This is a genomic window from Legionella sp. 27cVA30, assembly GCF_024160945.1.
Classification (GTDB): Bacteria; Pseudomonadota; Gammaproteobacteria; order Legionellales; family Legionellaceae; genus Legionella_A; species Legionella_A septentrionalis.
Map to the genome: position 1 here is coordinate 64187 of NZ_JAMYXK010000002.1, position 21434 is coordinate 85620.

Genomic DNA, 21434 nt, shown 5'->3' on the forward strand with positions numbered 1-21434 from the left:
ATTTTTGGAGGCATTAACTTGGCTAATCTAGGCAACGAATCGATGAAGAAAACACCTGTAATGAGTGATTTGCTAGGCATGCTCAAACAACAAGGCCAAAGTGAAGAATTTGATGCAATTAAAATTGCGTTAGCTTCTCCTGAATTAATTCGTTCATGGTCTTATGGTGAAGTCAAAAAACCTGAAACCATTAATTACCGCACGTTTAAACCAGAACGCGATGGATTATTTTGCGCCAAAATTTTTGGCCCTATCAAAGATTATGAATGCTTATGCGGAAAATATAAGCGTTTAAAACACCGTGGTGTAATTTGTGAAAAGTGTGGTGTTGAGCTTGCGCTGACCAAAGTAAGACGTGAGCGCATGGGGCATATTGAATTGGCAAGTCCTGTAGCCCACATTTGGTTTTTAAAGTCTCTGCCTTCCCGCATCGGTCTGTTATTGGATATGACTTTAAGAGATATTGAGCGTGTACTTTACTTTGAAGCATTCGTAGTGGTTGACCCAGGAATGACTGAGCTTGAGCGCGGGCAACTGCTCAATGATGAAGCATATCTCGAAGCGATGGAAGAATATGGCGATGAGTTTGACGCACGCATGGGTGCTGAAGCAATCCGTGACTTGTTACGTCAAATCGATTTGGAAGAGGAAATTAAATCGCTACGTGAGGAATTGCCGACTACCAATTCTGAGACAAAAATTAAAAAAATCACCAAACGTCTCAAATTACTTGAGGCATTTTATGATTCAGGAAATAAACCGGAATGGATGATTATGAATGTCCTTCCTGTTTTGCCACCGGATTTAAGACCTTTGGTTCCTTTGGATGGCGGTCGCTTTGCTACCTCTGATCTCAATGACTTGTACCGTCGCGTTATTAACCGTAATAATCGTTTGAAACGCCTGTTGGATTTAAATGCTCCGGATATTATTGTCCGTAATGAAAAGCGCATGCTGCAAGAATCGGTAGATGCTTTATTGGACAATGGTCGCAGGGGTCGTGCCATTACAGGAACGAATAAGCGTCCATTAAAATCTTTGGCTGACATGATCAAAGGTAAGCAAGGTCGCTTCCGCCAAAACTTATTGGGTAAGCGTGTCGATTATTCAGGCCGTTCGGTTATTGTAGTAGGTCCTACACTACGTTTGCATCAATGCGGGTTACCTAAAAAGATGGCTTTGGAATTGTTTAAGCCATTCATATTCAGCAAGCTGGAATTTCGTGGTTTAGCGACTACGATTAAAGCGGCTAAAAAAATGGTAGAACGTGAAGAGCCCGTGGTTTGGGATATTCTTGAAGACGTAATACGTGAACATCCGATTCTCTTAAACCGTGCTCCAACACTCCACCGTTTGGGGATTCAGGCATTCGAACCCGTTCTCATCGAAGGCAAGGCAATTCAATTGCACCCGCTGGTGTGTACAGCATACAACGCAGACTTTGATGGTGACCAAATGGCTGTGCACGTGCCACTGACCATTGAAGCGCAGTTGGAAGCTCGTTCATTAATGATGTCTACCAATAATATCTTGTCGCCAGCAAACGGCGAACCCATTATTGTTCCTAGCCAGGATGTGGTACTGGGCTTGTATTATTTAACCCGCGAACGCGTAAATGCTTTAGGCGAAGGTAAAATATTTGCCAATATTCAAGAAGCACAGAATTTTTATGAAGATGGTTATGTTGATATCCATGCCAAGGTAAAAATTCGCATGCCCGTAGACAAATCGGTTCATCCTTCTGGTTATCAGTTGGTTGATACCACGGTTGGAAGAGCAATTCTTGCTGACATCCTTCCTAAAGGCATGCCGTTTTCCAACATCAACAAGCCGATGACTAAAAAAGCCATATCCAGGGTCGTCGATAGCTGTTACCGAAACTTTGGCTTAAAGGAAACCGTCATATTTGCAGACCAATTGATGTATATGGGCTTTAAATATGCCACCCGTGCCGGTGCATCCATCGGTATTGAAGATATGGAAATTCCGGATGATAAAGCAGATATTATCGAGCAAGCTGACAATGAAGTTCGGGAAATTGAATCACAATATCGTTCTGGTCTGGTAACCAATGGTGAGCGTTATAACAAAGTCATCGACATTTGGTCGCGTACCAATGAGATGGTCGCCAAATCGATGATGACCAAAATTGCGACCGAAGAAATAGTCAATGCCGAAGGAAAAGCAGTTCGGCAGGATTCATTTAACCCAATCTTTATGATGGCTGACTCAGGAGCGCGGGGTTCGGCGGCCCAGATCAGACAGTTAGCCGGGATGCGCGGATTGATGGCGGCTCCGGACGGCTCTATTATTGAAACCCCGATTACTGCGAATTTCCGCGAGGGATTAAATGTATTCCAGTACTTTATTTCGACCCACGGTGCGCGCAAAGGTCTTGCTGATACAGCATTGAAGACAGCAAACTCCGGTTATTTGACCCGGCGCCTCGTAGACGTAGCGCAGGATGTCGTGATTACTGAAGATGATTGCGGTACGGAAAAAGGCATTTTAATGCAGCCGTTAATTGAGGGTGGTGACGTAGTAGAGCCTTTGCAAGAGCGCGTTTTAGGGCGCGTGGTAGCTACCGACGTGTATGTGCCTCACCAAAGTGAACCCATCGTCACGGCAGGAACATTGCTGGATGAAGAATGGGTTGAGCGTTTGGAAAAGATAGGTGTTGACCAAGTTTATGTCCGTTCACCTATCACTTGTGAAACGCGTTTTGGCTTGTGTGCTAAATGCTATGGTCGCGATTTGGCACGTGGGCATTTGGTAAACACTGGGGAAGCAGTAGGGATTATTGCTGCGCAATCCATTGGTGAACCGGGTACACAGTTAACCATGCGTACTTTCCACATTGGAGGTGCTGCATCACGGGCCACTGCTGCTAATAATATCCAAGTTAAAAACAAGGGTATAATCAGGCTGCATAATATTAAGACCGTAACCCATGAAAATAATAATTTAGTTGCTGTATCCCGCTCTGGGGAAGTAACCATTGCTGATGAGTTTGGCCGTGAGCGTGAGCGTTACAAGCTGCCATATGGTGCCGTATTATCTGTGCGTGATAACTCACCGGTTGAAGCAGGGCAAGTCATTGCCACTTGGGATCCGCACACCCATCCAGTCATTTCAGAAGTAGCCGGAAAATTGAAGTTCGTCGATTTGATTGAAGGTTTGACCATGAATCGTCAAACCGATGAGCTGACCGGGCTTAGCAACATTGTTGTCATTGATGCCAAACAGCGTGGTATCGCCGGGCGTGATTTACGTCCTATGGTTAAGCTGGTATCTGATGAGGGTGATGATATTTTCTTGGCAGGTACCAATGTTCCTGCTCAATACTACCTGCCTGTTGATGCCATCATCAACTTTGAAGATGGCAGTCGCGTTGGCGTGGGTGATGTTATTGCCCGTATTCCGCAAGAGCGCTCGAAGACCCGTGATATCACCGGGGGCTTGCCGCGTGTAGCAGACTTGTTTGAAGCCCGCAAGCCAAAAGATTCGGCAGTCATGGCGGAAATATCTGGAATTGTTAGCTTTGGTAAAGAAACCAAGGGTAAACGCCGCCTGATCATTACAGGAGCCGATAATCAAATTCATGAAGAATTGATACCAAAATGGCGACATATTTCTGTGTTTGAAGGTGAGCATGTAGAAAAAGGGGAAATCATTGCCGATGGTCCTCCAAATCCGCATGATATTTTACGTCTTTTGGGAGTCGGTGCATTAGCGAATTACATCGTCAATGAAGTTCAGGATGTGTACAGACTGCAAGGCGTAAAAATTAACGATAAGCACATTGAAACCATCGTGCGGCAAATGTTGCGGAAAAGAACCATTGCATTCGCTGGCGACTCCAAATTCTTGGTGGGTGAGCAAGTGGAAGAGACGGCTATGCTCCAGGAAAACGATAAACTGGTTGCAGACAATAAAATGCCTGCAGATGGTACGCCGATACTCCTTGGAATCACTAAAGCTTCATTGGCTACCGAGTCGTTTATTTCAGCGGCGTCATTCCAGGAAACGACACGTGTATTGACTGAAGCGGCGGTAAGCGGAAAAGTTGACGATTTGCGTGGTCTTAAAGAAAACGTCATGGTGGGACGATTGATTCCAGCAGGTACTGGATATGCTTATCATCAAGGACGTAAAGCCAAGCGCAGGTCGCTTATGGAACAATCTTCGCACACAGTTACTGCAAGCGATGTTGAGCATGCATTAAGCGAAGCATTGAATGCAGATAATCGCGATGAGGGAACAGGGTTCTAAGATTGATAATTTTGGGAGTTTTTAATTAAATTTTCGTGAGCGGTTTTGCTGCCTTACATGCAAATGTCAGGCAGCAAAGTATCATGTGTATCCATGCAATAAACAGCGAGCTCAAAATTTAGCTTTGCTTTAGCGATTAAGGCAAAGTTGAAACTCAAAATTTAATAATCTGAAACCAGGTGCATACAGGTTAGGCTTGACAAACCGGCTGGAGCTATATAGAATCCGGCCTCCTTATGCATACGAAAATAATCTAAAGATAAAGTTCGGAGTTAACAATAAATGGCTACTATTAATCAGCTGGTGAGAAAGCCACGTCGGGATGTTAAAAGAAAAAGTAACGTTCCAGCGTTAGAATCTTGCCCACAACGCAGAGGGGTATGTACCCGCGTTTATACAACAACACCTAAAAAGCCTAACTCAGCTATGCGTAAGGTGGCGCGTGTACGGTTAACAAATGGCTATGAAGTAACCTCCTATATCGGCGGCGAAGGTCATAACCTTCAAGAGCATTCTGTTGTTCTCATCCGTGGGGGCCGGGTTAAAGACTTGCCTGGTGTGCGCTATCACACGGTTCGCGGTAGCTTGGATACGTCAGGTGTTAATGATCGTAAACAAGGCCGCTCTAAATATGGAACCAAAAAACCAAAAGATAAGAAATAATCTTAGATTAGGAATTTAGACATGCCAAGAAGAAGAGAAGTCCCCAAAAGAGAAATTTTGCCTGATCCAAAATATCATAGTGAATTGTTGGCAAAATTTATTAACGTTTTAATGATCAGCGGTAAGAAATCAACTGCTGAAAAAATCATTTATGGTGCCTTATCCATCCTGGAAGAGCGCCTGAAGAAAGTTAAAAAATCGGATGAAGACGAAGGCGATGCTGGCAGCAGTTCTGCTACAGGCGTTTTACGTTATTTTGAACAAGCATTGGATAACGTTCGCCCTACCGTTGAAGTTCGTTCACGCCGTGTTGGTGGTGCAACTTATCAAGTTCCGGTGGAAGTCCGATTGGATCGCAGCATTGCATTAGGTATGCGCTGGATTGTTCAAGCTGCACGTTCACGCGGTGAGAAGGGCATGATGTTGCGCCTGGCGGGTGAACTGCTTGATGCATTTGAAAGCAAAGGTTCAGCCGTGAAAAAACGTGAAGAGACCCACAGAATGGCAAAAGCTAACCAAGCCTTTGCGCATTTCAGATGGAATTAATGAGAGAGGTTATCCGTGTCAACTACACCTTTAGAATTATATAGAAATATTGGCATCGCCGCACACGTTGATGCGGGAAAGACCACCACCACAGAACGCGTTCTTTTTTATACTGGTCGTTCTCATAAGCTGGGTGAAGTGCATGAGGGTGCTGCGACTATGGATTGGATGCCCCAAGAACAAGAGCGGGGAATCACCATTACATCAGCAGCAACTACTTGCTACTGGTCTGGCATGGATAACCAATTCAAGCGCCATCGCGTTAACATCATTGATACCCCTGGACACGTTGACTTCATGATTGAGGTAGAGCGTTCTCTACGCGTTTTGGACGGTGCGGTTGTCGTATTCGACTCAGTATCTGGCGTAGAGCCGCAATCCGAAACCGTGTGGCGGCAAGCAGACAAATATGGTGTGCCACGCATTGTTTTCGTAAATAAAATGGATCGCATGGGTGCTAATTTCATTCGTGTGGTCAAGCAAATTAAAGAACGTCTGGGCTCTAATCCGGTGGTTGTGCAATTACCTATTGGTGCTGAAGAAACCTTCAAAGGGGTAATTGACCTCGTAAAAATGAAAGCAATTCACTGGGATGAAGAAAGCAAGGGTATGAAATTTGAATACCATGAAATCCCTGCTGAATTAAGAGCACAGTGCGAAGAATTGCGTAGTCAAATAGTTGAAGCTGCTGCCGAAGATTCTGAAGCGTTGATGGAAAAATACCTCGAAGGCGAAGAACTTTCCGAAGAAGAAATTAAGGCTGCATTACGCCGCAGAACGATCAATAATGAAATCGTCCCCGTTTTTTGTGGCTCTGCCTTCAAAAACAAAGGCGTACAAGCCGTGTTGGACGGCGTGGTTGATTATTTACCTTCTCCACTCGATATTCCTCCTGTACGGGGTGTTGATGAAGATGGTGAAGAAGCTTTCCGTAAAACATCTTATGATGAGCCTTTTTCGGCATTGGCGTTTAAAATTGCTACCGATCCATTTGTAGGTACGTTAACTTATTTCCGTGTTTACTCTGGGGTATTGAAGTCAGGTGATACGGTTTATAACCCAGTTAAAGACAAAAAAGAACGAATTGGCCGCTTGTTGCAAATGCATGCTAACTCTCGCGAAGAAATCAAAGAAGTTAGGGCAGGAGACATAGCCGCAGCCGTTGGATTGAAAACAGTAACCACAGGGGACACTTTGTGTGATACTAATTCAATCATCACCTTAGAGCGTATGGACTTTCCAGATCCAGTAATTGCTGTTGCCGTTGAACCTAAGACAAAAGCTGACCAGGAAAAAATGTCGATTGCATTAGGTAAGCTGGCACAGGAAGACCCTTCGTTCCGAGTGCATACCGATGAAGAGTCAGGACAAACAATCATTCAAGGTATGGGTGAATTACACCTTGAAATTATCATCGATAGAATGCGCCGCGAATTTTTGGTTGAAGCAAATGTAGGTAAGCCGCAGGTTGCTTATCGTGAAACTTTAAAATCCGCTGTGGAACAAGAGGGCAAATTCGTACGTCAGTCAGGCGGTCGTGGTCAATATGGTCACGTTTGGCTTAAAATCGAGCCTAAGGCGCGTGGTGAAGGTTACGAATTCGTTAATGCAATTGTCGGCGGTGTTATTCCAAAAGAATATATTCCTGCTGTTGATAAAGGTGTACAAGAGCAATTGCAAAACGGTGTTATTGCTGGTTATCCAGTGGTAGACGTGAAGGTAACATTGTTTGACGGTTCTTTCCACGAAGTTGACTCAAGTGAAATGGCATTTAAAATTGCCGGTTCGCAATGTTTCAAACAAGGTGCATTAAAGGCAACCCCTATATTGCTTGAGCCAATTATGAAAGTGGAAGTAGTTACCCCTGAAGATTACATGGGTGATGTAATGGGTGACTTAAGCCGCCGCAGAGGTGTATTACAAGGTATGGATGAGTCTCCAGCTGGTCGTGTTATTCGTGCAGAAGTACCACTTGCTGAGATGTTTGGTTATTCCACTGATTTACGCTCTGCAACCCAAGGACGAGCTACGTATACCATGGAATTTGCTAAGTACGCAGAAGCGCCAGCAAATATTGCTGAAGCGATCATCAAGAAACAATAAAAGTTAACGAGGTACAAGATGGCGAAGGAAAAGTTTGAACGTACGAAGCCGCACGTGAACGTGGGAACGATTGGTCACGTAGACCATGGCAAGACGACACTGACGGCGGCGATCACTACGGTTATGGCGAAGAAATTTGGTGGTACTGCCAAAGCATATGATAAGCTGGTTGACACGATGGATTCTTACATACCTGAGCCAGTTCGTAACATTGACAAGAGCTTCTTGTTGCCGATTGAAGACGTATTTTCTATTTCTGGACGTGGTACTGTGGTTACCGGCCGTGTTGAGAGTGGAATTGTCAAAGTTGGTGAAGAAGTTGAGATTGTTGGTATACGTGACACAGTTAAGACGACTTGTACTGGTGTTGAAATGTTCCGCAAGCTTCTGGATGAAGGTCGAGCTGGGGACAACGTAGGTGTGTTGCTGCGTGGTACGAAGCGTGATGAAGTTGAGCGTGGCCAGGTATTAGCTAAGCCAGGCACCATCAAGCCACATACGAAGTTTGAAGCGGAAGTTTATGTGTTGTCTAAAGATGAAGGTGGTCGCCATACACCATTTTTCAATGGTTATCGCCCACAGTTTTACTTTAGGACAACCGACGTAACAGGCACCTGTGATTTACCGGAAGGTATTGAGATGGTGATGCCAGGTGATAACGTTCAAATGACTGTTAGCTTGCATTCTCCAATTGCTATGGACGAAGGTTTGCGTTTCGCTATCCGCGAAGGTGGCCGTACCGTAGGCGCTGGTGTTGTCGCTAAAATTATTGAGTAAGAGAAAATGAGCAATAATCAAAACATTAAAATTCGTCTCAAATCATTCGACCACCGAATGATTGATGCCTCAACACGTGAAATTGTTGATACTGCCAAGCGTACAGGCGCACAAATTCGTGGTCCTATTCCTCTTCCCATGAAGAAGGAAAAATTTACTGTGCTCACTTCTCCGCATGTGAATAAAGATGCACGGGATCAATACGAGTTGCGTACCCACAAGCGTTTAGTCGTTATTGTTAATCCAACTGAAAAAACAGTGGATGCATTAATGAAGCTAGATTTGGCTGCCGGTGTGGATGTTCAAATTAGTCTTGATGATTAGCTAAGTGGACACAGGATATTTAAAGAGGTGTTAAAATGACGACGATCGGTTTATTAGGCCGTAAAATCGGTATGACGCGAGTTTTTACAACAGAAGGAAAATCTATTCCTGTGTCTGTAGTGGAAGTTTACGCCAATCGCGTTTCACAATTGAAAAATGTCGATGTTGATGGGTATACAGCTGTACAGTTAGTAGCTGGCACAAAAAAAACGAGCCGAGTTAACAAAGCTATGGCAGGTCACTTTGCAAAGGCACAAGTTGAAGCAGGAGATATGCTGTGCGAGTTCCGCTTGGATGATATTGACCAGTACACACTGGGACAAAGCTTGACTGTTGCCGATGTATTTAACGAAGGTCAATTCGTAGATGTGTCTGCAATTTCCAAAGGTAAAGGATTTGCCGGTACGGTTAAGCGTCATAACTTCCGCACACAAGACGCTACGCATGGTAATTCACGTTCACACCGTGTCCCAGGTTCAATTGGACAAAACCAGACCCCTGGCCGTGTATTCAAAGGCAAAAAGATGGCTGGGCAAATGGGTAACAAACGCTGCACCATACAATCGCTGGAAGTAGTAAAAGTTGATAACGAGCGTAATTTGCTTTTAATTAAAGGCGCTATTCCTGGTGCTCCGGGAGCCCGAGTCGAAGTTAAGCCCGCAACTAAAAAGCAAGTAAGGGGCCAATGATGCAATTAGAAACAAGAGATACAAACGCAAAGTTTGACGTTAGTGAGGCAATATTTGCCTATGACTACAATGAAAGTTTGGTTCACCAAGCTGTTGTAACGTTCATGAATAATGCACGTAGTGGTAATAGTGCGCAAAAAACCCGTTCAGAAGTTCGTGGCGGCGGTAAAAAACCTTGGAATCAAAAAGGCACTGGCCGCGCTCGTGCCGGGACGATCCGCAGCCCTTTGTGGCGTAGTGGTGGTGTTACCTTCGCTTCCAAAAAGCGTGATTATTCACAGAAATTAAACCGCAAAATGTATAAGCGTGCCATGCGCAGTATCCTTTCTGAGCTGCAGCGTACAGAAAATTTAATAGTGGTTAGCGATTTTCAGTGCCCTTCATTGAAAACTAAAGATTTTATGCAAAAAATGAAGGAACTTAATTTAGAAAATGCGTTAATTGTCATGGATGAAATCGGTGAAAATGAATACTTGGCTTCACGTAATCTCATTCAATATGAAGTATGTGATGTTGTCGGATTAGATCCGGTAAACTTACTGCGCTTTGAAAAGGTTTTAATTACTAAAGATGCCATCAAGAAATTAGAGGAGCAGTTACAATGAATGCTGAACGATTAATGATGGTTCTAAGAGAGCCGCATACCTCTGAGAAAACAACTGTTATGGCTGAGCATTTTAAGCAGTTTACTTTTAAAGTGCTTAAAAATGCTACTAAGAATGAAATTAAACAAGCTGTTGAACATATTTTTAACGTAAAAGTTAAAAACGTATCTGTGGTGAATGTGAAAGGCAAACAAAAACGCTTCAGACAGATGCTCGGTAAGCGTAGTGACTGGAAAAAAGCGTTTGTTACTTTACAGTCAGGCTACGATATCGACTTCAGCGTAACAGAATAAAAGGCAGATTAAGATGGCATTATTAAAATCAAAACCTACGTCACCTGGAAAGCGCAGTGAGCTGCGGGTTGTTCACCATCATATCCATAAAGGCAAACCGCACGCAGCATTGACAGAAAAGCTGAATAAAACCGGTGGGCGCAACAACCAAGGTCGAATTACGGTACGCCATATTGGCGGCGGTATTCGCGGACAATACCGTTTAATCGACTTTAAGCGCAATAAAGATGGGATTGAAGCCAAGGTTGAACGAATAGAATATGATCCAAATCGTTCTGCATTAATTGCTTTAGTTGTTTACAAAGATGGCGAACGGCGGTACATTATTGCCCCATCCCATTTGAAGCAAGGGGATGTGATTGTAAGTGGGGATGATTCTCCGATCAGCAATGGAAATTGCCTGCCTTTAAAAAATATTCCGGTAGGTACAACCATTCACTGTGTTGAACTCAAGCCTGGCAAAGGTGCACAAATGTTACGCAGTGCTGGTTGCAGTGGACAGATCGTTGCAAAAGAAGGTGCTTACGCAACTATTAAACTTCGCTCTGGCGAAATGAGGAAAGTTCTAATTGCTTGTCGCGCTACTGTTGGTGAAGTAAGCAATAGTGAACACAGTCTTCGCTCTTTGGGTAAAGCCGGCGCAAAGAGATGGCGTGGTGTACGACCGACCGTCCGTGGCGTTGCAATGAACCCAGTTGACCATCCTCATGGAGGTGGTGAGGGAAGAACTTCTGGTGGCCGTCATCCTGTGACTCCTTGGGGTGTACCAACCAAAGGTTATAAAACAAGAAGTAATAAACGGACTGACAAGTTTATTGTAAGAAGACGCAAGAAAAAATAATTCGTTAAGAGGATATAAAAGTGGCACGTTCTGTTAGAAAAGGTCCATTTGTTGATCATCACCTGCTTACCAAAGTGGAGGCGGCTGTTGAGTCTAAATCTAAAAAGCCGATTAAGACTTGGTCAAGACGTTCTACAATCATTCCAGAAATGATTGATTTAACCATAGCCGTCCATAACGGCAAAGATCATGTTCCTGTGTTCATTACGGATAACATGGTTGGTCATAAGTTAGGCGAATTTGCCATGACTCGCACATTCAAGGGCCATGCTGGTGACAGAAAGGCCAAAGGTAAGTAAAGAGGGCAATGATGGAAGTTACAGCTAGATTAAAAAATGCACCATTATCTGCTCAGAAAGGCAGATTGGTTGCTGACATGATTCGTAATATGAACGTTTCAGGGGCAGTGGAAGTACTAAGGTTTACCCCTAAAAAAGGGGCGCAGTTAATGCTGAAATTATTAGAATCTGCTATTGCTAATGCAGAAAATAATAATGGCGCGGATATTGACGAACTGAAAGTAGGTATGGTGTGCGTAGACGAAGGGGTTACATTAAAACGTATTAGCCCTCGTGCAAAAGGCCGCGCAAATCGTATAAGCAAGCGTACTTGCCACATCACCATTAAAGTGTCTGACGAGGAATAGCAATGGGACAAAAAGTAAATCCAATCGGTATACGCCTTGGCATTATTAAAGATTGGAACTCAAAATGGTACGCAAGCAAAAATTATGCACAGTTATTGAATCAAGATATCAATTTGCGTAAACAATTAAAAAAGAAATTGATGGCAGCTGCTATCAGCCGCATCCAGATTGAGCGTCCTGCTAATAATGCAGTAGTAACCATCCATAGCGCTCGTCCTGGTGTTTTAATTGGTAAAAAAGGTGGCGGTATTGAGTCTTTACGCAGTGAAATTTCTGCTGAGCTTGGTGTGCCGGTACATTTAAACATCGAAGAAGTTCGCAAACCCGAACTGGATTCGACGCTTGTTGCTGAGAGCATTGCTCAACAGTTGGAACAACGTGTTATGTTCCGCCGTGCAATGAAGCGTGCTGTTACGTCTGCGTTAAAAGCTGGTGCCAAAGGCATTAAAATTTGCGTAAGCGGTCGTTTGGGTGGTGCAGAGATTGCGCGAAGTGAATGGTATCGAGAAGGCCGAGTTCCTTTGCATACTTTCCGTGCTGATATTGATTATGGCACTGCTGAGTCTAAAACAACCTACGGTATTATTGGCGTCAAAGTTTGGATCTTTAAGGGTGAGACTGTTACACAAAAAACCCGTAGTGCTGACAGCGATAAGAAGTGAGGATTTGAATTATGTTACAGCCAAAACGAACAAAATATCGTAAGCAAATGAAAGGCCGAAATCGTGGTCTGGCACTAAGAGGTTCCAAGATCAGCTTTGGCGAATTTGGTTTGAAAGCGGTAGAACGAGGCCGTTTGACGGCAAGACAAATTGAAGCAGCACGTCGTGCCATGACTCGTCATGTCAAGCGTGGTGGTAAAATTTGGATCCGCGTTTTCCCTGACAAACCAATTACACAAAAACCTTTAGAAGTCCGGCAAGGTAAAGGTAAAGGTAACGTTGAGTACTGGGTTGCTCAAATTCAGCCTGGCAAAGTTCTTTTTGAAATGGAAGGTGTGAGTAAAGAACTTGCAATGGAAGCATTTGATTTAGCTAAAGCAAAGCTACCATTCAAAGTTGTATTTGAAGAGCGCAAGGTGATGTGATGAAAAGTATAAATGAACTGAAAAACATGACGATTGATGAATTGCAGACTGAGTTGCTCTCTTTACGTAAAGAACAGTTTAACTTACGCATGAAAAAGGCTAATGGCACACTGGATAAGACACATTTAGTTTCCAAAGTAAGAAGATTGATTGCCAGAATTAAAACACTTATGACTGAAAAGGCAGGTAATTAATATGTCAAACAGTGAATCAAATGCCAGAACAATGATTGGTAAAGTAGTTAGTGACAAGATGCAAAAAACCATAGTTGTCATGGTTGAACGTACGGTTAAGCATCCAAAATATGGAAAAATCATGAAGCGTAGAACCAAATTACACGCTCATGATGAAAATCAAATATGTAAAATTGGTAATATTGTGAAAATTCGTGAATCCAGACCTCTGTCAAAACTGAAAAGCTGGGTCCTAGTCGAAGTAATTTCTTAATATTCATAATTTGATTACTTTTAAAAAACCAAGAAGGCTGATATAATCAGCAGCCTTTTTCTGGTCGAATTTAGAGCTGGAGAATAGAATGATACAAATGCAGACCGTGCTCGATGTCGCAGATAATAGTGGCGCGCGCAAAGTAATGTGTATCAAAGTGCTTGGCGGATCGCATAGGCGTTATGCACGCATTGGTGATATTATCAAAGTCAGTGTTAAAGAAGCCATTCCACGCAGCAAAGTTAAAAAAGGTGCTGTGATGAATGCAGTTGTAGTGCGTACAAGCCAAGGTGTGCGTCGCGATGACGGATCTTTAATCCGCTTTGACGGAAATGCTGCCGTACTTTTAAACAACCAGTATGAGCCTATTGGTACCCGTATTTTCGGGCCAGTAACTCGCGAGCTAAGAGAGCGATTCATGAAAATTATTTCTCTTGCCGCTGAAGTATTGTGAGGATTGTTTATGAAACGCATTAAAAAAGGCGATACAGTCATTGTGACAGCCGGAAAAAGTAAGAATCACGTAGGCAAGGTACTGCGTGTGGTTGGGGAAAAGCTGGTAGTTGAAGGCGCTAATGTCGTTAAGAAACACGTCAAGCCAAATCCTCAAATAAACCAAAAGGGTGGAATTATAGCAAAAGAAGCTCCATTAGACGCTTCAAATGTAGCTTTATATAATCCTGCCACGAAAAAAGCCGATAAAGTTGGGTTCAAGTTTCTTGAGAAAGACGGTAATCGATACAAGGTAAGATACTTCAAATCAAATGATGAAGTAATCGACCTTGTTTAATTAGGTGATGGAAATGGCTAGACTGAAAGAATTTTATAAAAAAGATGTAGTCGAAATGATGATGAAAAAATTTGGCTACAAAAGTGTCATGCAAGTCCCCAAAATTGAAAAAATCACCCTGAATATGGGGGTTGGTGAAGCAGTGGGCGACAAAAAAGTAATGAACTTTGCAATCGAAGACATGACAAGAATCTCTGGTCAAAAGCCAGTTGTTACGCGTGCAAAAAAATCCATCGCCGGTTTTAAAATTCGCGAAGGCTGGCCTATTGGATGTAAAGTTACTCTGCGTAAAGACCGCATGTATGAATTTTTAGATAGATTGATTACTGTAGCTTTGCCACGGGTGCGTGATTTTAGGGGTTTAAATCCTAAATCATTTGACGGAACCGGCAATTACAGCATGGGGATACAAGAGCAAATCGTATTCCCTGAAATCGATTTTGATAAAATTGATGGTATTCGTGGGCTTGATATTTGCATCACGACCAGCGCAAAAACGAATGAAGAAGCTAAAGCTTTATTAGAGGCCTTTAATCTTCCATTAAAAGATAAAGATAGAAAATAAGAAGGGTATAACTGTGGCTAAAAAATCTATAATAGAACGTGAGAATCAAAAAGCTCATCTAGTAGAAAAATATAGAGCTCGACGAGCTGAATTAAAAGACCTCATTAAGTCATCTACTGATTTTGATGAAATCATGTCAGCTCAGGCGAAGCTAGCCAAGTTACCGGTTAACTCGAATCCTGTTCGTCTTAGTACACGTTGTCAACAATGTGGCCGTCCTCATGCTGTATACCGTAAATTTGGACTCTGCAGAATTTGCCTACGCCAGCAGTTGATGAGTGGAAACGTTACTGGCGGCAGAAAGTCCAGCTGGTAAGAACATTTATTCATTGGAGAAAGATTGTGAGTATGCATGATCCCGTTGCTGATATGCTGACCCGAATTAGGAATGGCCAGCAAGCAAAGCATCAGTATGTGACGTTAGTTTCGTCAAACTTAAAGGAAGCAATTGCAAAAGTGCTAAAAGATGAAGGATACATAGCAGACTACGCTGTTGAGTCCTTGGATAATAACCTTAAGAAAATTACTTTGCAGCTTAAGTATTATCACGGGCGCCCGGTTATTGAGCGAATTAAGCGTATCAGCCGACCTGGATTGCGGATTTATAAATCAGCAAAACAATTGTCTGCTGTACCAGGGTTCGGTATCGCTATTTTATCAACCTCTGAAGGCGTGATGTCGCACATTAAGGCAAAAAAGAGTGGTGTAGGCGGCGAAGTTATTTGTGAAGTCGCGTAATAAAGAACGAGGATAGATATGTCTAGAGTAGCAAAAGCCCCTATTGTTCTGCCGGCCAATGTTGAATTGACAGTCGATAAAGATACAGTAACAGTAAAAGGGCCCAAAGGTTCATTAACCCAGCATCGCAATCGACTGGTTGATGTACAAACGACTGAAGAAAATGGTAAAAAAGTTATTTTTAAACCTGCTTCAAATGACCCAAATGCTTGGGCACAAGCTGGAACAGCACGTGCTTTAGTAAATAATATGGTAAAAGGTGTTACCGACGGTTTCGAAATGACTCTTGAACTGGTAGGCGTAGGTTATCGTGCGCAAGCTAAAGGCAAATCTGTTTCATTATCGCTTGGTTATTCTCATAACATTGATTACAACCTGCCTGAAGGTGTGGTTGTAGAGACGCCTAACAACACGACCGTCATCCTGAAAGGTATTAATAACCAGCTTTTAGGACAAGTTGCAGCCGAGATTCGTGCTTTCCGTCCACCTGAGCCATATAAAGGGAAAGGTGTTAAATACGCTGGTGAAGTGATTATTCGCAAAGAAGCGAAAAAGAAATAAGGTGTAAATCATGACAAAATTGAAAGCCCGTGAACGGAGAGCTGCTAAAGCAAAAGCTGTTATTAAAAGCTCCCGCTCTAACCGTCCTAGACTGGTAGTTCGTCGCAGTGCATCGCATATTTATGCACTCATTGTAGAAAAAGGCTTAAATGGCGATCAAGTGCTTGCATCTTCATCTACTGTAGATAAAGAATTGAAAGCCACTTTGAAAGGCAATAAGTGCGAGCAAGCACAGCAGGTTGGCAAATTATTGGCGCAGCGTGCCAAAGAGAAAAACATATCTCAAGTAGCGTTTGACCGAGCAGGTTATAAATATCATGGCCGAGTTAAAGCGCTGGCAGATGGTGCTCGTGAAGCGGGCTTGGATTTTTAAGGAACGGTTATGGCATTAGATGAATCAACAAAAACTGATGGCTACCAAGAGAAATTAGTATCCGTAACGCGTACTGCTAAAGTAGTAAAAGGCGGTCGGGTTTTTGGATTTGCAGTTTTGGTAGTAATTGGTGATGGTAAGGGTAAGGTTGGCTTTGGTCGTGGTAAAGCTCGTGAAGTTCCGATTGCTATTCAAAAGGCAATGGATCAAGCACGTAAAAACATGGTGTATGTCCCTCTTGCAGGTACAACCATTCATCATGAAATCACTTGGAACTATGGTGCCTCTAAAGTATTTATGAAGCCTGCCAGTGAAGGTACAGGAATTATTGCCGGTGGTGCAATGCGGGCTGTTCTTGAAGTTTTGGGCGTACAAAACATTTTAGCTAAAAGCATTGGTTCCACCAATCCAAGCAATATTGTCCGTGCAACAGTTGGTGCGCTGACCAATATTGGTACACCGGATTACGTCGCTGCCAAGCGCGGTAAGACCGTTGAAGAAATTACGGCAGGTTAATCATGAACAATAACAAAATTAAAATCACACTCGTTAAAAGTTTGATTGGCCGACTGCCCAAACATATTGAAATTGCTCGGCAGCTAGGCTTACGTAAAATGAACCATTCAGCTATACATCAAGATATTCCACAAATTAGAGGTTTAGTGAATGTAATTAGCTACTTGGTTAAGGTTGAGGAGAGCGCATAATGAAGTTAAATACACTTTCTCCTGCACCAGGCGCACGCACTAGCCGTAAGCGTTTAGGGCGCGGTATAGGCTCCGGACTTGGTAAAACAAGCGGAAAAGGTCACAAAGGACAAAAAGCCAGAGCTGGTGGCTATCACAAAATCAATTTCGAAGGCGGTCAGATGCCTATCCAACGCCGTTTGCCCAAAATGGGGTTTAAATCGCGCGTTGCTAAGACAATTGATGAAGTTACTTTAGGCGAACTGGCTAAGTTGGATGCAGAAGTAATTGATTTGGCTGCCTTAAAAGCTGCTGGATTAATTAATAAGTCCATATTGGATGTTAAAGTCATTTTGTCTGGTGAATTAACCACTGCTATCAAGCTTAGAGGCCTTCGTGTAACCCAGGGTGCACGTAAAGCAATTACTGATCTGGGTGGAAGCATAGAAGAGTGACTATGAAAAACCAGAAACAAGCAACATCCGGTCTAGCTCGTGGTGGCTTGGCTGAGCTAAAGTCAAGATTGCTATTTGTGGTTATTGGGATTTTGGTATACAGACTTGGAGCGCATATACCTGTTCCAGGTCTGGATCCGCAAAAGCTAGCAAATTTCTTTAACGAACAACAAAATACTATTTTTGGCTTGTTCAATATGTTTTCTGGTGGCGCATTATCACGAGTCACTGTATTTGCTATCGGGATCATGCCATATATTTCTGCTTCCATCATGATTCAGTTATTTTCAGTTGTCGTTCCATCGTTGGAACAATTGAAAAAAGAAGGCGAATCGGGCCGGCGGAAATTAAATCAGTACACGCGCTATTTAACCTTATTCTTGGCTATATTCCAGTCATTGGGAATGGCAAGATGGTTAGCCAGCCAGCAGATTGCATTGCAACCGGATTTATTTTTTTATTTTACGGCTGTAGTCACTTTAGTTACTGGTACAATGTTTCTTATGTGGCTTGGTGAGCAAATTACCGAAAAAGGGATAGGAAATGGCATTTCTCTTATCATTTTTTCTGGGATTGTATCAAGCATGCCTAGTGCAATTGCTTCTGTTTTGCAACAAGTAAAAGAAGGGCAAATGCAGGCATTAACCTTGATATTAATAGCAGTAATCGTTGTGTTGGTAACTGGGTTTGTTGTGTTTATAGAGCGCGCACAACGGCGAATTCGTGTAAACTATGCGCAAAGAACGCAAGGGCGCAAAGTTTATGCAGCACAATCAAGCCATTTACCTTTGAAAATTAATATGGCTGGAGTTATTCCACCTATATTTGCATCAAGTATTATTTTGTTGCCTGCAACTTTGGCTCAATTTTTTGCTCGCGGCAAGGGAATGGATTGGTTGGCTGACATTGGCATGGCTTTATCACCCGGACAACCATTGTACTTAATTGTATATGCTGTTGCGATTTTGTTTTTTGCATTTTTCTATACAGCGTTGGTATTTAATCCGAAAGATACAGCTGACAATTTAAAGAAGTCTGGTGCTTATATTCCTGGAATTAGACCAGGAGAACAAACGTCAAGATACATTGATCAGGTCATGACACGCTTGACATTAGTTGGTGCAATATACTTGGTTTTAGTTTGTTTGTTGCCCCAGCTGCTAATGTATACATGGCATGTTCCTTTTTATTTTGGTGGTACTTCATTATTGATTATTGTTGTCGTAATTATGGATTTTGTTGCACAAATACAAGCCCATTTGATGACCCAGCAATATGATTCATTAATGAAAAAAGCCAATTTTAAAGGCACGAAATTGCCGGGTCTGTTATGATTTTTTTTGGAGTTAATAAGAATGAAAGTTAGAGCGTCAGTAAAGCGAATTTGCCGCAACTGTAAAATTATTAAGCGCAGTGGATCTGTGCGAGTAATCTGTAAAGATGCCCGGCATAAGCAAAAGCAAGGCTAACAAGCTTGATTTTAATTAATGAAACTAGTATTCTTCTGTCCCTTTCGGCAGAGCAAATAACGATCGGAGAAATTAATGGCTCGTATTGCAGGTGTGAACATACCGGATAATAAACACATAGTAATTGCACTTACATCGATCTACGGTATTGGAAAGCCAACATCTCTTAAATTATGCCAACAAGTTGGTATTGATCCTGCGACAAAAGTGTCGCAATTGAGTGATGACCAACTGGAATTGTTCAGAAATGAGATTGCAAAAATAACAGTTGAGGGCGATTTACGCCGTGTAATTAGCATGAATATTAAGCGTCTGATGGATCTTGGTTGTTACCGAGGTTTACGTCACCGTAGAGGTTTGCCACTGAGAGGCCAGCGTACGAAGACAAATGCTAGAACACGAAAAGGTCGACGTAAAGGCACTGTGGTTTGATTTTTCACGTAGGAAATTAAGATGGCTAAGGCAAAACAACAAAGGGTAAGAAAAAAGGTTAAACGTGTAGTATCAGATGGTATTGTTCACGTACATGCCTCCTTTAACAATACAATCATTACTTTTACTGATCGCCAGGGTAATGCGCTGTGTTGGGCTACCGCGGGTGGTTCGGGCTTCCGTGGCTCACGTAAAAGTACACCTTATGCAGCCCAGGTTGCTACTGAAAGAGCAGCAGCTACTGCCAAAGAATATGGCATGAAGTCTGTAGCTGTTTTTGTACATGGTCCGGGACCTGGCCGTGAATCAACTATTCGTGAATTGATAGCGCAGGATTTTAAAATCGTAGAAATAACCGATGTAACGGGTATACCTCATAATGGTTGTAAACCGCCTAAAAAACGTCGTGTATAAAGACTCAGGAGTATTCAATGGCTAAATATCTTGGTCCAAAGTGTAAATTGTCACGTAGAGAAGGGACCGATTTATTCCTTAAAAGTGGTGTTCGTGATTATAAATCAAAATGCAAAGCTGAGAAGTTGCCTGGTCAACACGGTGATAAGCGCCCACGTTTAAGCGATTATGGTTTGCAATTACGTGAAAAGCAAAAAATTAGACGTTTGTATGGCGTGCTAGAAAAGCAATTCCGTAACTATTATAAGCTGGCTAGCCGGCAAAAAGGTGCCACGGGCGAAAACCTGATGATTGCTTTGGAGCGACGTCTAGATAACGTTGTGTACCGTATGGGATTTGCCAGCACACGTGCTGAGGCAAGACAATTGGTTTCACACCGAGCTATTTTGGTCAATGACAAAATTGTTGATATAGCGTCATATTTAGTTAAGGCAGGCGATGTTGTGTCAATTCGGCAAAGAGCAAAAGATCAGGGCCGTATTCAAGCTGCAATCGCATTGTCTGAACAGCGTGCACCTTGTGCCTGGTTGAATGTAGATGCAAATTCTTTGAAAGGTACATTTACGTCATTGCCAACATTGAATGATCTACCTGCTGATTTTAACGTTAACTTGGTGGTAGAACTTTACTCTAAGTAAAACTGGAGGCATAGCCGAATGTATACTGATATTAATGAAATGCTGACCCCTAAGGTTTTAAAAGTGCAGTCTGAGACGCCTAATCACTCAAGAATTGTACTCGAACCCTTAGAGCGTGGGTTTGGGCATACTCTTGGTAATGCATTGAGACGAATTTTAATTTCTTCCATGCCAGGCAGTGCTATCACCGAAGCTACAATTGAAGGCGTGCTGCATGAATACAGCACGATTGAAGGCGTACAAGAAGACGTAGTGAATATTCTTCTAAATCTGAAGGAAGTTGCTGTTAAAATTTCCGTCGGACATGAAGCTACCTTGACTTTGAACAAGCAAGGTCCTTGCCAAGTTACTGCCGGTGATATTCAGCTGACTCACGGTGTTGAAATATTAAATCCAGACTTTGTCATTGCTAACTTGAATGAGAATGGAAAACTCAATATGACTTTAAAGGTCGAAAAAGGAGTAGGTTTCCGCTCTACTGAAACATTCGCTCACTATGCTCTGGATGAAGAAGTACAAAAGAAATCTGTAGGCAAGTTAAAAATTGACAGTATTTTTTCACCTGTACGTAAAGTTGCTTATTTTGTCGATAATGCGCGTGTGGAAAATCGTACTGACTTGGACAAGTTAACTATTGATTTACAAACGAACGGTACTCTGGATCCGGAAGAAGCCATTCGAATTTCAGCCAGCATCCTGCAACGTCAGTTGCATGCGTTTGTTGATATGAAGTTTGAAGAGTCACGCCTTGATCATAAAGAGCGTAATGAATTCGACCCCATACTGTTACGCCCTGTGGATGATCTGGAGCTAACTGTACGTTCAGCAAACTGCTTAAAAGCTGAAAATATTTACTACATCGGTGATTTGGTGCAGAAAACAGAAAATGAATTGTTGAAGACACCAAATTTGGGTAAAAAATCACTGACCGAAATCAAGGATGTTCTGGCTTCCCGCTCTTTATCATTAGGGATGAAACTTGAGAATTGGCCGCCAGAGAACCTTGGCGAATAAATTTAG

General features: G+C 42.7%; 32 protein-coding genes. All 32 read left to right on the plus strand.

What is annotated here, in order from left to right:
* Positions 1–60: 60 nt before the first annotated feature.
* Positions 61–4272: a DNA-directed RNA polymerase subunit beta' gene (rpoC, locus tag NKV53_RS05495; RefSeq protein WP_253351207.1), complete on the plus strand. Its 4212-nt coding sequence runs from the start codon at positions 61–63 to the stop codon at positions 4270–4272.
* A gap of 282 nt (positions 4273–4554) precedes the next feature.
* Positions 4555–4935, plus strand: coding sequence for a 30S ribosomal protein S12 (gene rpsL / locus NKV53_RS05500; RefSeq protein ID WP_126954991.1), 381 nt, complete (start codon positions 4555–4557; stop codon positions 4933–4935).
* Between the two features lie 21 nt (positions 4936–4956).
* A complete protein-coding gene (rpsG, locus tag NKV53_RS05505) occupies positions 4957–5481 on the plus strand; it encodes a 30S ribosomal protein S7 (RefSeq protein WP_126954990.1) in 525 nt (174 codons plus the stop codon).
* A 15-nt stretch (positions 5482–5496) separates the two neighbouring features.
* Complete coding sequence (gene fusA, locus NKV53_RS05510; protein ID WP_126954989.1) at positions 5497–7584, plus strand: elongation factor G; 2088 nt, start codon at positions 5497–5499, stop codon at positions 7582–7584.
* An 18-nt stretch (positions 7585–7602) separates the two neighbouring features.
* Positions 7603–8361 carry an EF-Tu/IF-2/RF-3 family GTPase gene (locus tag NKV53_RS05515; protein ID WP_253350839.1) on the plus strand — a complete coding sequence of 253 codons (759 nt, stop codon included), beginning with the start codon at positions 7603–7605 and terminating at the stop codon, positions 8359–8361.
* A gap of 6 nt (positions 8362–8367) precedes the next feature.
* Positions 8368–8685 carry a 30S ribosomal protein S10 gene (gene rpsJ, locus NKV53_RS05520; RefSeq protein WP_126954304.1) on the plus strand — a complete coding sequence of 106 codons (318 nt, stop codon included), beginning with the start codon at positions 8368–8370 and terminating at the stop codon, positions 8683–8685.
* A gap of 35 nt (positions 8686–8720) precedes the next feature.
* A complete protein-coding gene (gene rplC, locus NKV53_RS05525; protein WP_126954303.1) occupies positions 8721–9374 on the plus strand; it encodes a 50S ribosomal protein L3 in 654 nt (217 codons plus the stop codon).
* On the plus strand, positions 9374–9979 hold the full coding sequence (rplD, locus tag NKV53_RS05530) for a 50S ribosomal protein L4 (RefSeq protein ID WP_199737772.1): 606 nt from the start codon (positions 9374–9376) through the stop codon (positions 9977–9979). The genes rplC and rplD overlap by 1 nt, the downstream gene beginning before the upstream one ends.
* Positions 9976–10272, plus strand: coding sequence for a 50S ribosomal protein L23 (rplW, locus tag NKV53_RS05535; protein ID WP_126954301.1), 297 nt, complete (start codon positions 9976–9978; stop codon positions 10270–10272). Before rplD ends, rplW begins: the two co-directional genes overlap by 4 nt.
* A gap of 13 nt (positions 10273–10285) precedes the next feature.
* Positions 10286–11113 carry a 50S ribosomal protein L2 gene (rplB, locus tag NKV53_RS05540; protein ID WP_126954300.1) on the plus strand — a complete coding sequence of 276 codons (828 nt, stop codon included), beginning with the start codon at positions 10286–10288 and terminating at the stop codon, positions 11111–11113.
* A 20-nt stretch (positions 11114–11133) separates the two neighbouring features.
* Positions 11134–11412 (plus strand): 30S ribosomal protein S19, encoded by a 279-nt coding sequence (gene rpsS / locus NKV53_RS05545; RefSeq protein ID WP_126954299.1) that lies wholly within the window; start codon positions 11134–11136, stop codon positions 11410–11412.
* Between the two features lie 11 nt (positions 11413–11423).
* Positions 11424–11759, plus strand: coding sequence for a 50S ribosomal protein L22 (rplV, locus tag NKV53_RS05550; RefSeq protein ID WP_126954307.1), 336 nt, complete (start codon positions 11424–11426; stop codon positions 11757–11759).
* A gap of 2 nt (positions 11760–11761) precedes the next feature.
* A complete protein-coding gene (rpsC, locus tag NKV53_RS05555; RefSeq protein ID WP_126954298.1) occupies positions 11762–12421 on the plus strand; it encodes a 30S ribosomal protein S3 in 660 nt (219 codons plus the stop codon).
* An 11-nt stretch (positions 12422–12432) separates the two neighbouring features.
* Entirely contained in the window at positions 12433–12846 is a 414-nt protein-coding gene (gene rplP, locus NKV53_RS05560; RefSeq protein WP_126954297.1) for a 50S ribosomal protein L16, read from the plus strand.
* Positions 12846–13040 (plus strand): 50S ribosomal protein L29, encoded by a 195-nt coding sequence (gene rpmC, locus NKV53_RS05565; RefSeq protein ID WP_126954296.1) that lies wholly within the window; start codon positions 12846–12848, stop codon positions 13038–13040. The genes rplP and rpmC overlap by 1 nt, the downstream gene beginning before the upstream one ends.
* 1 nt (position 13041) lies before the next feature.
* Complete coding sequence (gene rpsQ, locus NKV53_RS05570; protein WP_126954295.1) at positions 13042–13293, plus strand: 30S ribosomal protein S17; 252 nt, start codon at positions 13042–13044, stop codon at positions 13291–13293.
* An 88-nt stretch (positions 13294–13381) separates the two neighbouring features.
* Entirely contained in the window at positions 13382–13747 is a 366-nt protein-coding gene (gene rplN / locus NKV53_RS05575) for a 50S ribosomal protein L14 (protein ID WP_126954294.1), read from the plus strand.
* Positions 13748–13756: 9 nt separating this feature from the next.
* A complete protein-coding gene (gene rplX, locus NKV53_RS05580) occupies positions 13757–14083 on the plus strand; it encodes a 50S ribosomal protein L24 (RefSeq protein WP_126954293.1) in 327 nt (108 codons plus the stop codon).
* 13 nt (positions 14084–14096) lie between these two features.
* Positions 14097–14648 carry a 50S ribosomal protein L5 gene (gene rplE / locus NKV53_RS05585; RefSeq protein ID WP_126954292.1) on the plus strand — a complete coding sequence of 184 codons (552 nt, stop codon included), beginning with the start codon at positions 14097–14099 and terminating at the stop codon, positions 14646–14648.
* 13 nt (positions 14649–14661) lie between these two features.
* On the plus strand, positions 14662–14964 hold the full coding sequence (gene rpsN, locus NKV53_RS05590; RefSeq protein ID WP_126954291.1) for a 30S ribosomal protein S14: 303 nt from the start codon (positions 14662–14664) through the stop codon (positions 14962–14964).
* A 26-nt stretch (positions 14965–14990) separates the two neighbouring features.
* On the plus strand, positions 14991–15386 hold the full coding sequence (gene rpsH, locus NKV53_RS05595; RefSeq protein WP_126954290.1) for a 30S ribosomal protein S8: 396 nt from the start codon (positions 14991–14993) through the stop codon (positions 15384–15386).
* An 18-nt stretch (positions 15387–15404) separates the two neighbouring features.
* Positions 15405–15947 (plus strand): 50S ribosomal protein L6, encoded by a 543-nt coding sequence (gene rplF / locus NKV53_RS05600; RefSeq protein ID WP_126954289.1) that lies wholly within the window; start codon positions 15405–15407, stop codon positions 15945–15947.
* A 10-nt stretch (positions 15948–15957) separates the two neighbouring features.
* Positions 15958–16320: a 50S ribosomal protein L18 gene (gene rplR, locus NKV53_RS05605; RefSeq protein WP_127032650.1), complete on the plus strand. Its 363-nt coding sequence runs from the start codon at positions 15958–15960 to the stop codon at positions 16318–16320.
* Positions 16321–16329: 9 nt separating this feature from the next.
* A complete protein-coding gene (gene rpsE, locus NKV53_RS05610) occupies positions 16330–16836 on the plus strand; it encodes a 30S ribosomal protein S5 (protein WP_126954287.1) in 507 nt (168 codons plus the stop codon).
* A gap of 2 nt (positions 16837–16838) precedes the next feature.
* Complete coding sequence (rpmD, locus tag NKV53_RS05615) at positions 16839–17027, plus strand: 50S ribosomal protein L30 (RefSeq protein WP_126954286.1); 189 nt, start codon at positions 16839–16841, stop codon at positions 17025–17027.
* A complete protein-coding gene (gene rplO / locus NKV53_RS05620; protein ID WP_126954285.1) occupies positions 17027–17461 on the plus strand; it encodes a 50S ribosomal protein L15 in 435 nt (144 codons plus the stop codon). Before rpmD ends, rplO begins: the two co-directional genes overlap by 1 nt.
* A 2-nt stretch (positions 17462–17463) precedes the next feature.
* On the plus strand, positions 17464–18795 hold the full coding sequence (secY, locus tag NKV53_RS05625; protein ID WP_126954284.1) for a preprotein translocase subunit SecY: 1332 nt from the start codon (positions 17464–17466) through the stop codon (positions 18793–18795).
* A gap of 21 nt (positions 18796–18816) precedes the next feature.
* Positions 18817–18930: a 50S ribosomal protein L36 gene (rpmJ, locus tag NKV53_RS05630; protein WP_126954283.1), complete on the plus strand. Its 114-nt coding sequence runs from the start codon at positions 18817–18819 to the stop codon at positions 18928–18930.
* A gap of 75 nt (positions 18931–19005) precedes the next feature.
* Positions 19006–19362: a 30S ribosomal protein S13 gene (rpsM, locus tag NKV53_RS05635; protein WP_126954282.1), complete on the plus strand. Its 357-nt coding sequence runs from the start codon at positions 19006–19008 to the stop codon at positions 19360–19362.
* A 21-nt stretch (positions 19363–19383) separates the two neighbouring features.
* Entirely contained in the window at positions 19384–19776 is a 393-nt protein-coding gene (rpsK, locus tag NKV53_RS05640; RefSeq protein WP_199737766.1) for a 30S ribosomal protein S11, read from the plus strand.
* Between the two features lie 17 nt (positions 19777–19793).
* Entirely contained in the window at positions 19794–20414 is a 621-nt protein-coding gene (gene rpsD / locus NKV53_RS05645) for a 30S ribosomal protein S4 (RefSeq protein WP_126954280.1), read from the plus strand.
* An 18-nt stretch (positions 20415–20432) separates the two neighbouring features.
* The gene (rpoA, locus tag NKV53_RS05650; RefSeq protein WP_126954279.1) at positions 20433–21428 is read left to right on the plus strand and encodes a DNA-directed RNA polymerase subunit alpha; all 996 of its coding nucleotides are present in this window, start codon (positions 20433–20435) and stop codon (positions 21426–21428) included.
* The last annotated feature ends 6 nt before the right edge of the window (positions 21429–21434 follow it).

What these genes read in the sequence shown, in the direction of transcription:
- rpsL (WP_126954991.1), top strand. Translation starts at nt 4,555, where the DNA reads ATGGCTACTATTAATCAGCTGGTGAGAAAGCCACGTCGGGATGTTAAA.
- secY (WP_126954284.1), top strand. Translation starts at nt 17,464, where the DNA reads ATGAAAAACCAGAAACAAGCAACATCCGGTCTAGCTCGTGGTGGCTTG.
- rplO (WP_126954285.1), top strand. Translation starts at nt 17,027, where the DNA reads ATGAAGTTAAATACACTTTCTCCTGCACCAGGCGCACGCACTAGCCGT.
- rplC (WP_126954303.1), top strand. Translation starts at nt 8,721, where the DNA reads ATGACGACGATCGGTTTATTAGGCCGTAAAATCGGTATGACGCGAGTT.
- rplV (WP_126954307.1), top strand. Translation starts at nt 11,424, where the DNA reads ATGGAAGTTACAGCTAGATTAAAAAATGCACCATTATCTGCTCAGAAA.
- rpmD (WP_126954286.1), top strand. Translation starts at nt 16,839, where the DNA reads ATGAACAATAACAAAATTAAAATCACACTCGTTAAAAGTTTGATTGGC.
- rpsM (WP_126954282.1), top strand. Translation starts at nt 19,006, where the DNA reads ATGGCTCGTATTGCAGGTGTGAACATACCGGATAATAAACACATAGTA.
- rpsC (WP_126954298.1), top strand. Translation starts at nt 11,762, where the DNA reads ATGGGACAAAAAGTAAATCCAATCGGTATACGCCTTGGCATTATTAAA.
- rpmC (WP_126954296.1), top strand. Translation starts at nt 12,846, where the DNA reads ATGAAAAGTATAAATGAACTGAAAAACATGACGATTGATGAATTGCAG.
- rpsK (WP_199737766.1), top strand. Translation starts at nt 19,384, where the DNA reads ATGGCTAAGGCAAAACAACAAAGGGTAAGAAAAAAGGTTAAACGTGTA.
- rplP (WP_126954297.1), top strand. Translation starts at nt 12,433, where the DNA reads ATGTTACAGCCAAAACGAACAAAATATCGTAAGCAAATGAAAGGCCGA.
- rpsG (WP_126954990.1), top strand. Translation starts at nt 4,957, where the DNA reads ATGCCAAGAAGAAGAGAAGTCCCCAAAAGAGAAATTTTGCCTGATCCA.
- rplB (WP_126954300.1), top strand. Translation starts at nt 10,286, where the DNA reads ATGGCATTATTAAAATCAAAACCTACGTCACCTGGAAAGCGCAGTGAG.
- rplR (WP_127032650.1), top strand. Translation starts at nt 15,958, where the DNA reads ATGACAAAATTGAAAGCCCGTGAACGGAGAGCTGCTAAAGCAAAAGCT.
- rpsE (WP_126954287.1), top strand. Translation starts at nt 16,330, where the DNA reads ATGGCATTAGATGAATCAACAAAAACTGATGGCTACCAAGAGAAATTA.
- rpmJ (WP_126954283.1), top strand. Translation starts at nt 18,817, where the DNA reads ATGAAAGTTAGAGCGTCAGTAAAGCGAATTTGCCGCAACTGTAAAATT.
- rplW (WP_126954301.1), top strand. Translation starts at nt 9,976, where the DNA reads ATGAATGCTGAACGATTAATGATGGTTCTAAGAGAGCCGCATACCTCT.
- rplX (WP_126954293.1), top strand. Translation starts at nt 13,757, where the DNA reads ATGAAACGCATTAAAAAAGGCGATACAGTCATTGTGACAGCCGGAAAA.
- rpoC (WP_253351207.1), top strand. Translation starts at nt 61, where the DNA reads ATGAGTGATTTGCTAGGCATGCTCAAACAACAAGGCCAAAGTGAAGAA.
- NKV53_RS05515 (WP_253350839.1), top strand. Translation starts at nt 7,603, where the DNA reads ATGGCGAAGGAAAAGTTTGAACGTACGAAGCCGCACGTGAACGTGGGA.
- rplF (WP_126954289.1), top strand. Translation starts at nt 15,405, where the DNA reads ATGTCTAGAGTAGCAAAAGCCCCTATTGTTCTGCCGGCCAATGTTGAA.
- rpsD (WP_126954280.1), top strand. Translation starts at nt 19,794, where the DNA reads ATGGCTAAATATCTTGGTCCAAAGTGTAAATTGTCACGTAGAGAAGGG.
- rplE (WP_126954292.1), top strand. Translation starts at nt 14,097, where the DNA reads ATGGCTAGACTGAAAGAATTTTATAAAAAAGATGTAGTCGAAATGATG.
- rpsQ (WP_126954295.1), top strand. Translation starts at nt 13,042, where the DNA reads ATGTCAAACAGTGAATCAAATGCCAGAACAATGATTGGTAAAGTAGTT.
- rpsJ (WP_126954304.1), top strand. Translation starts at nt 8,368, where the DNA reads ATGAGCAATAATCAAAACATTAAAATTCGTCTCAAATCATTCGACCAC.
- rplN (WP_126954294.1), top strand. Translation starts at nt 13,382, where the DNA reads ATGATACAAATGCAGACCGTGCTCGATGTCGCAGATAATAGTGGCGCG.
- rplD (WP_199737772.1), top strand. Translation starts at nt 9,374, where the DNA reads ATGCAATTAGAAACAAGAGATACAAACGCAAAGTTTGACGTTAGTGAG.
- rpoA (WP_126954279.1), top strand. Translation starts at nt 20,433, where the DNA reads ATGTATACTGATATTAATGAAATGCTGACCCCTAAGGTTTTAAAAGTG.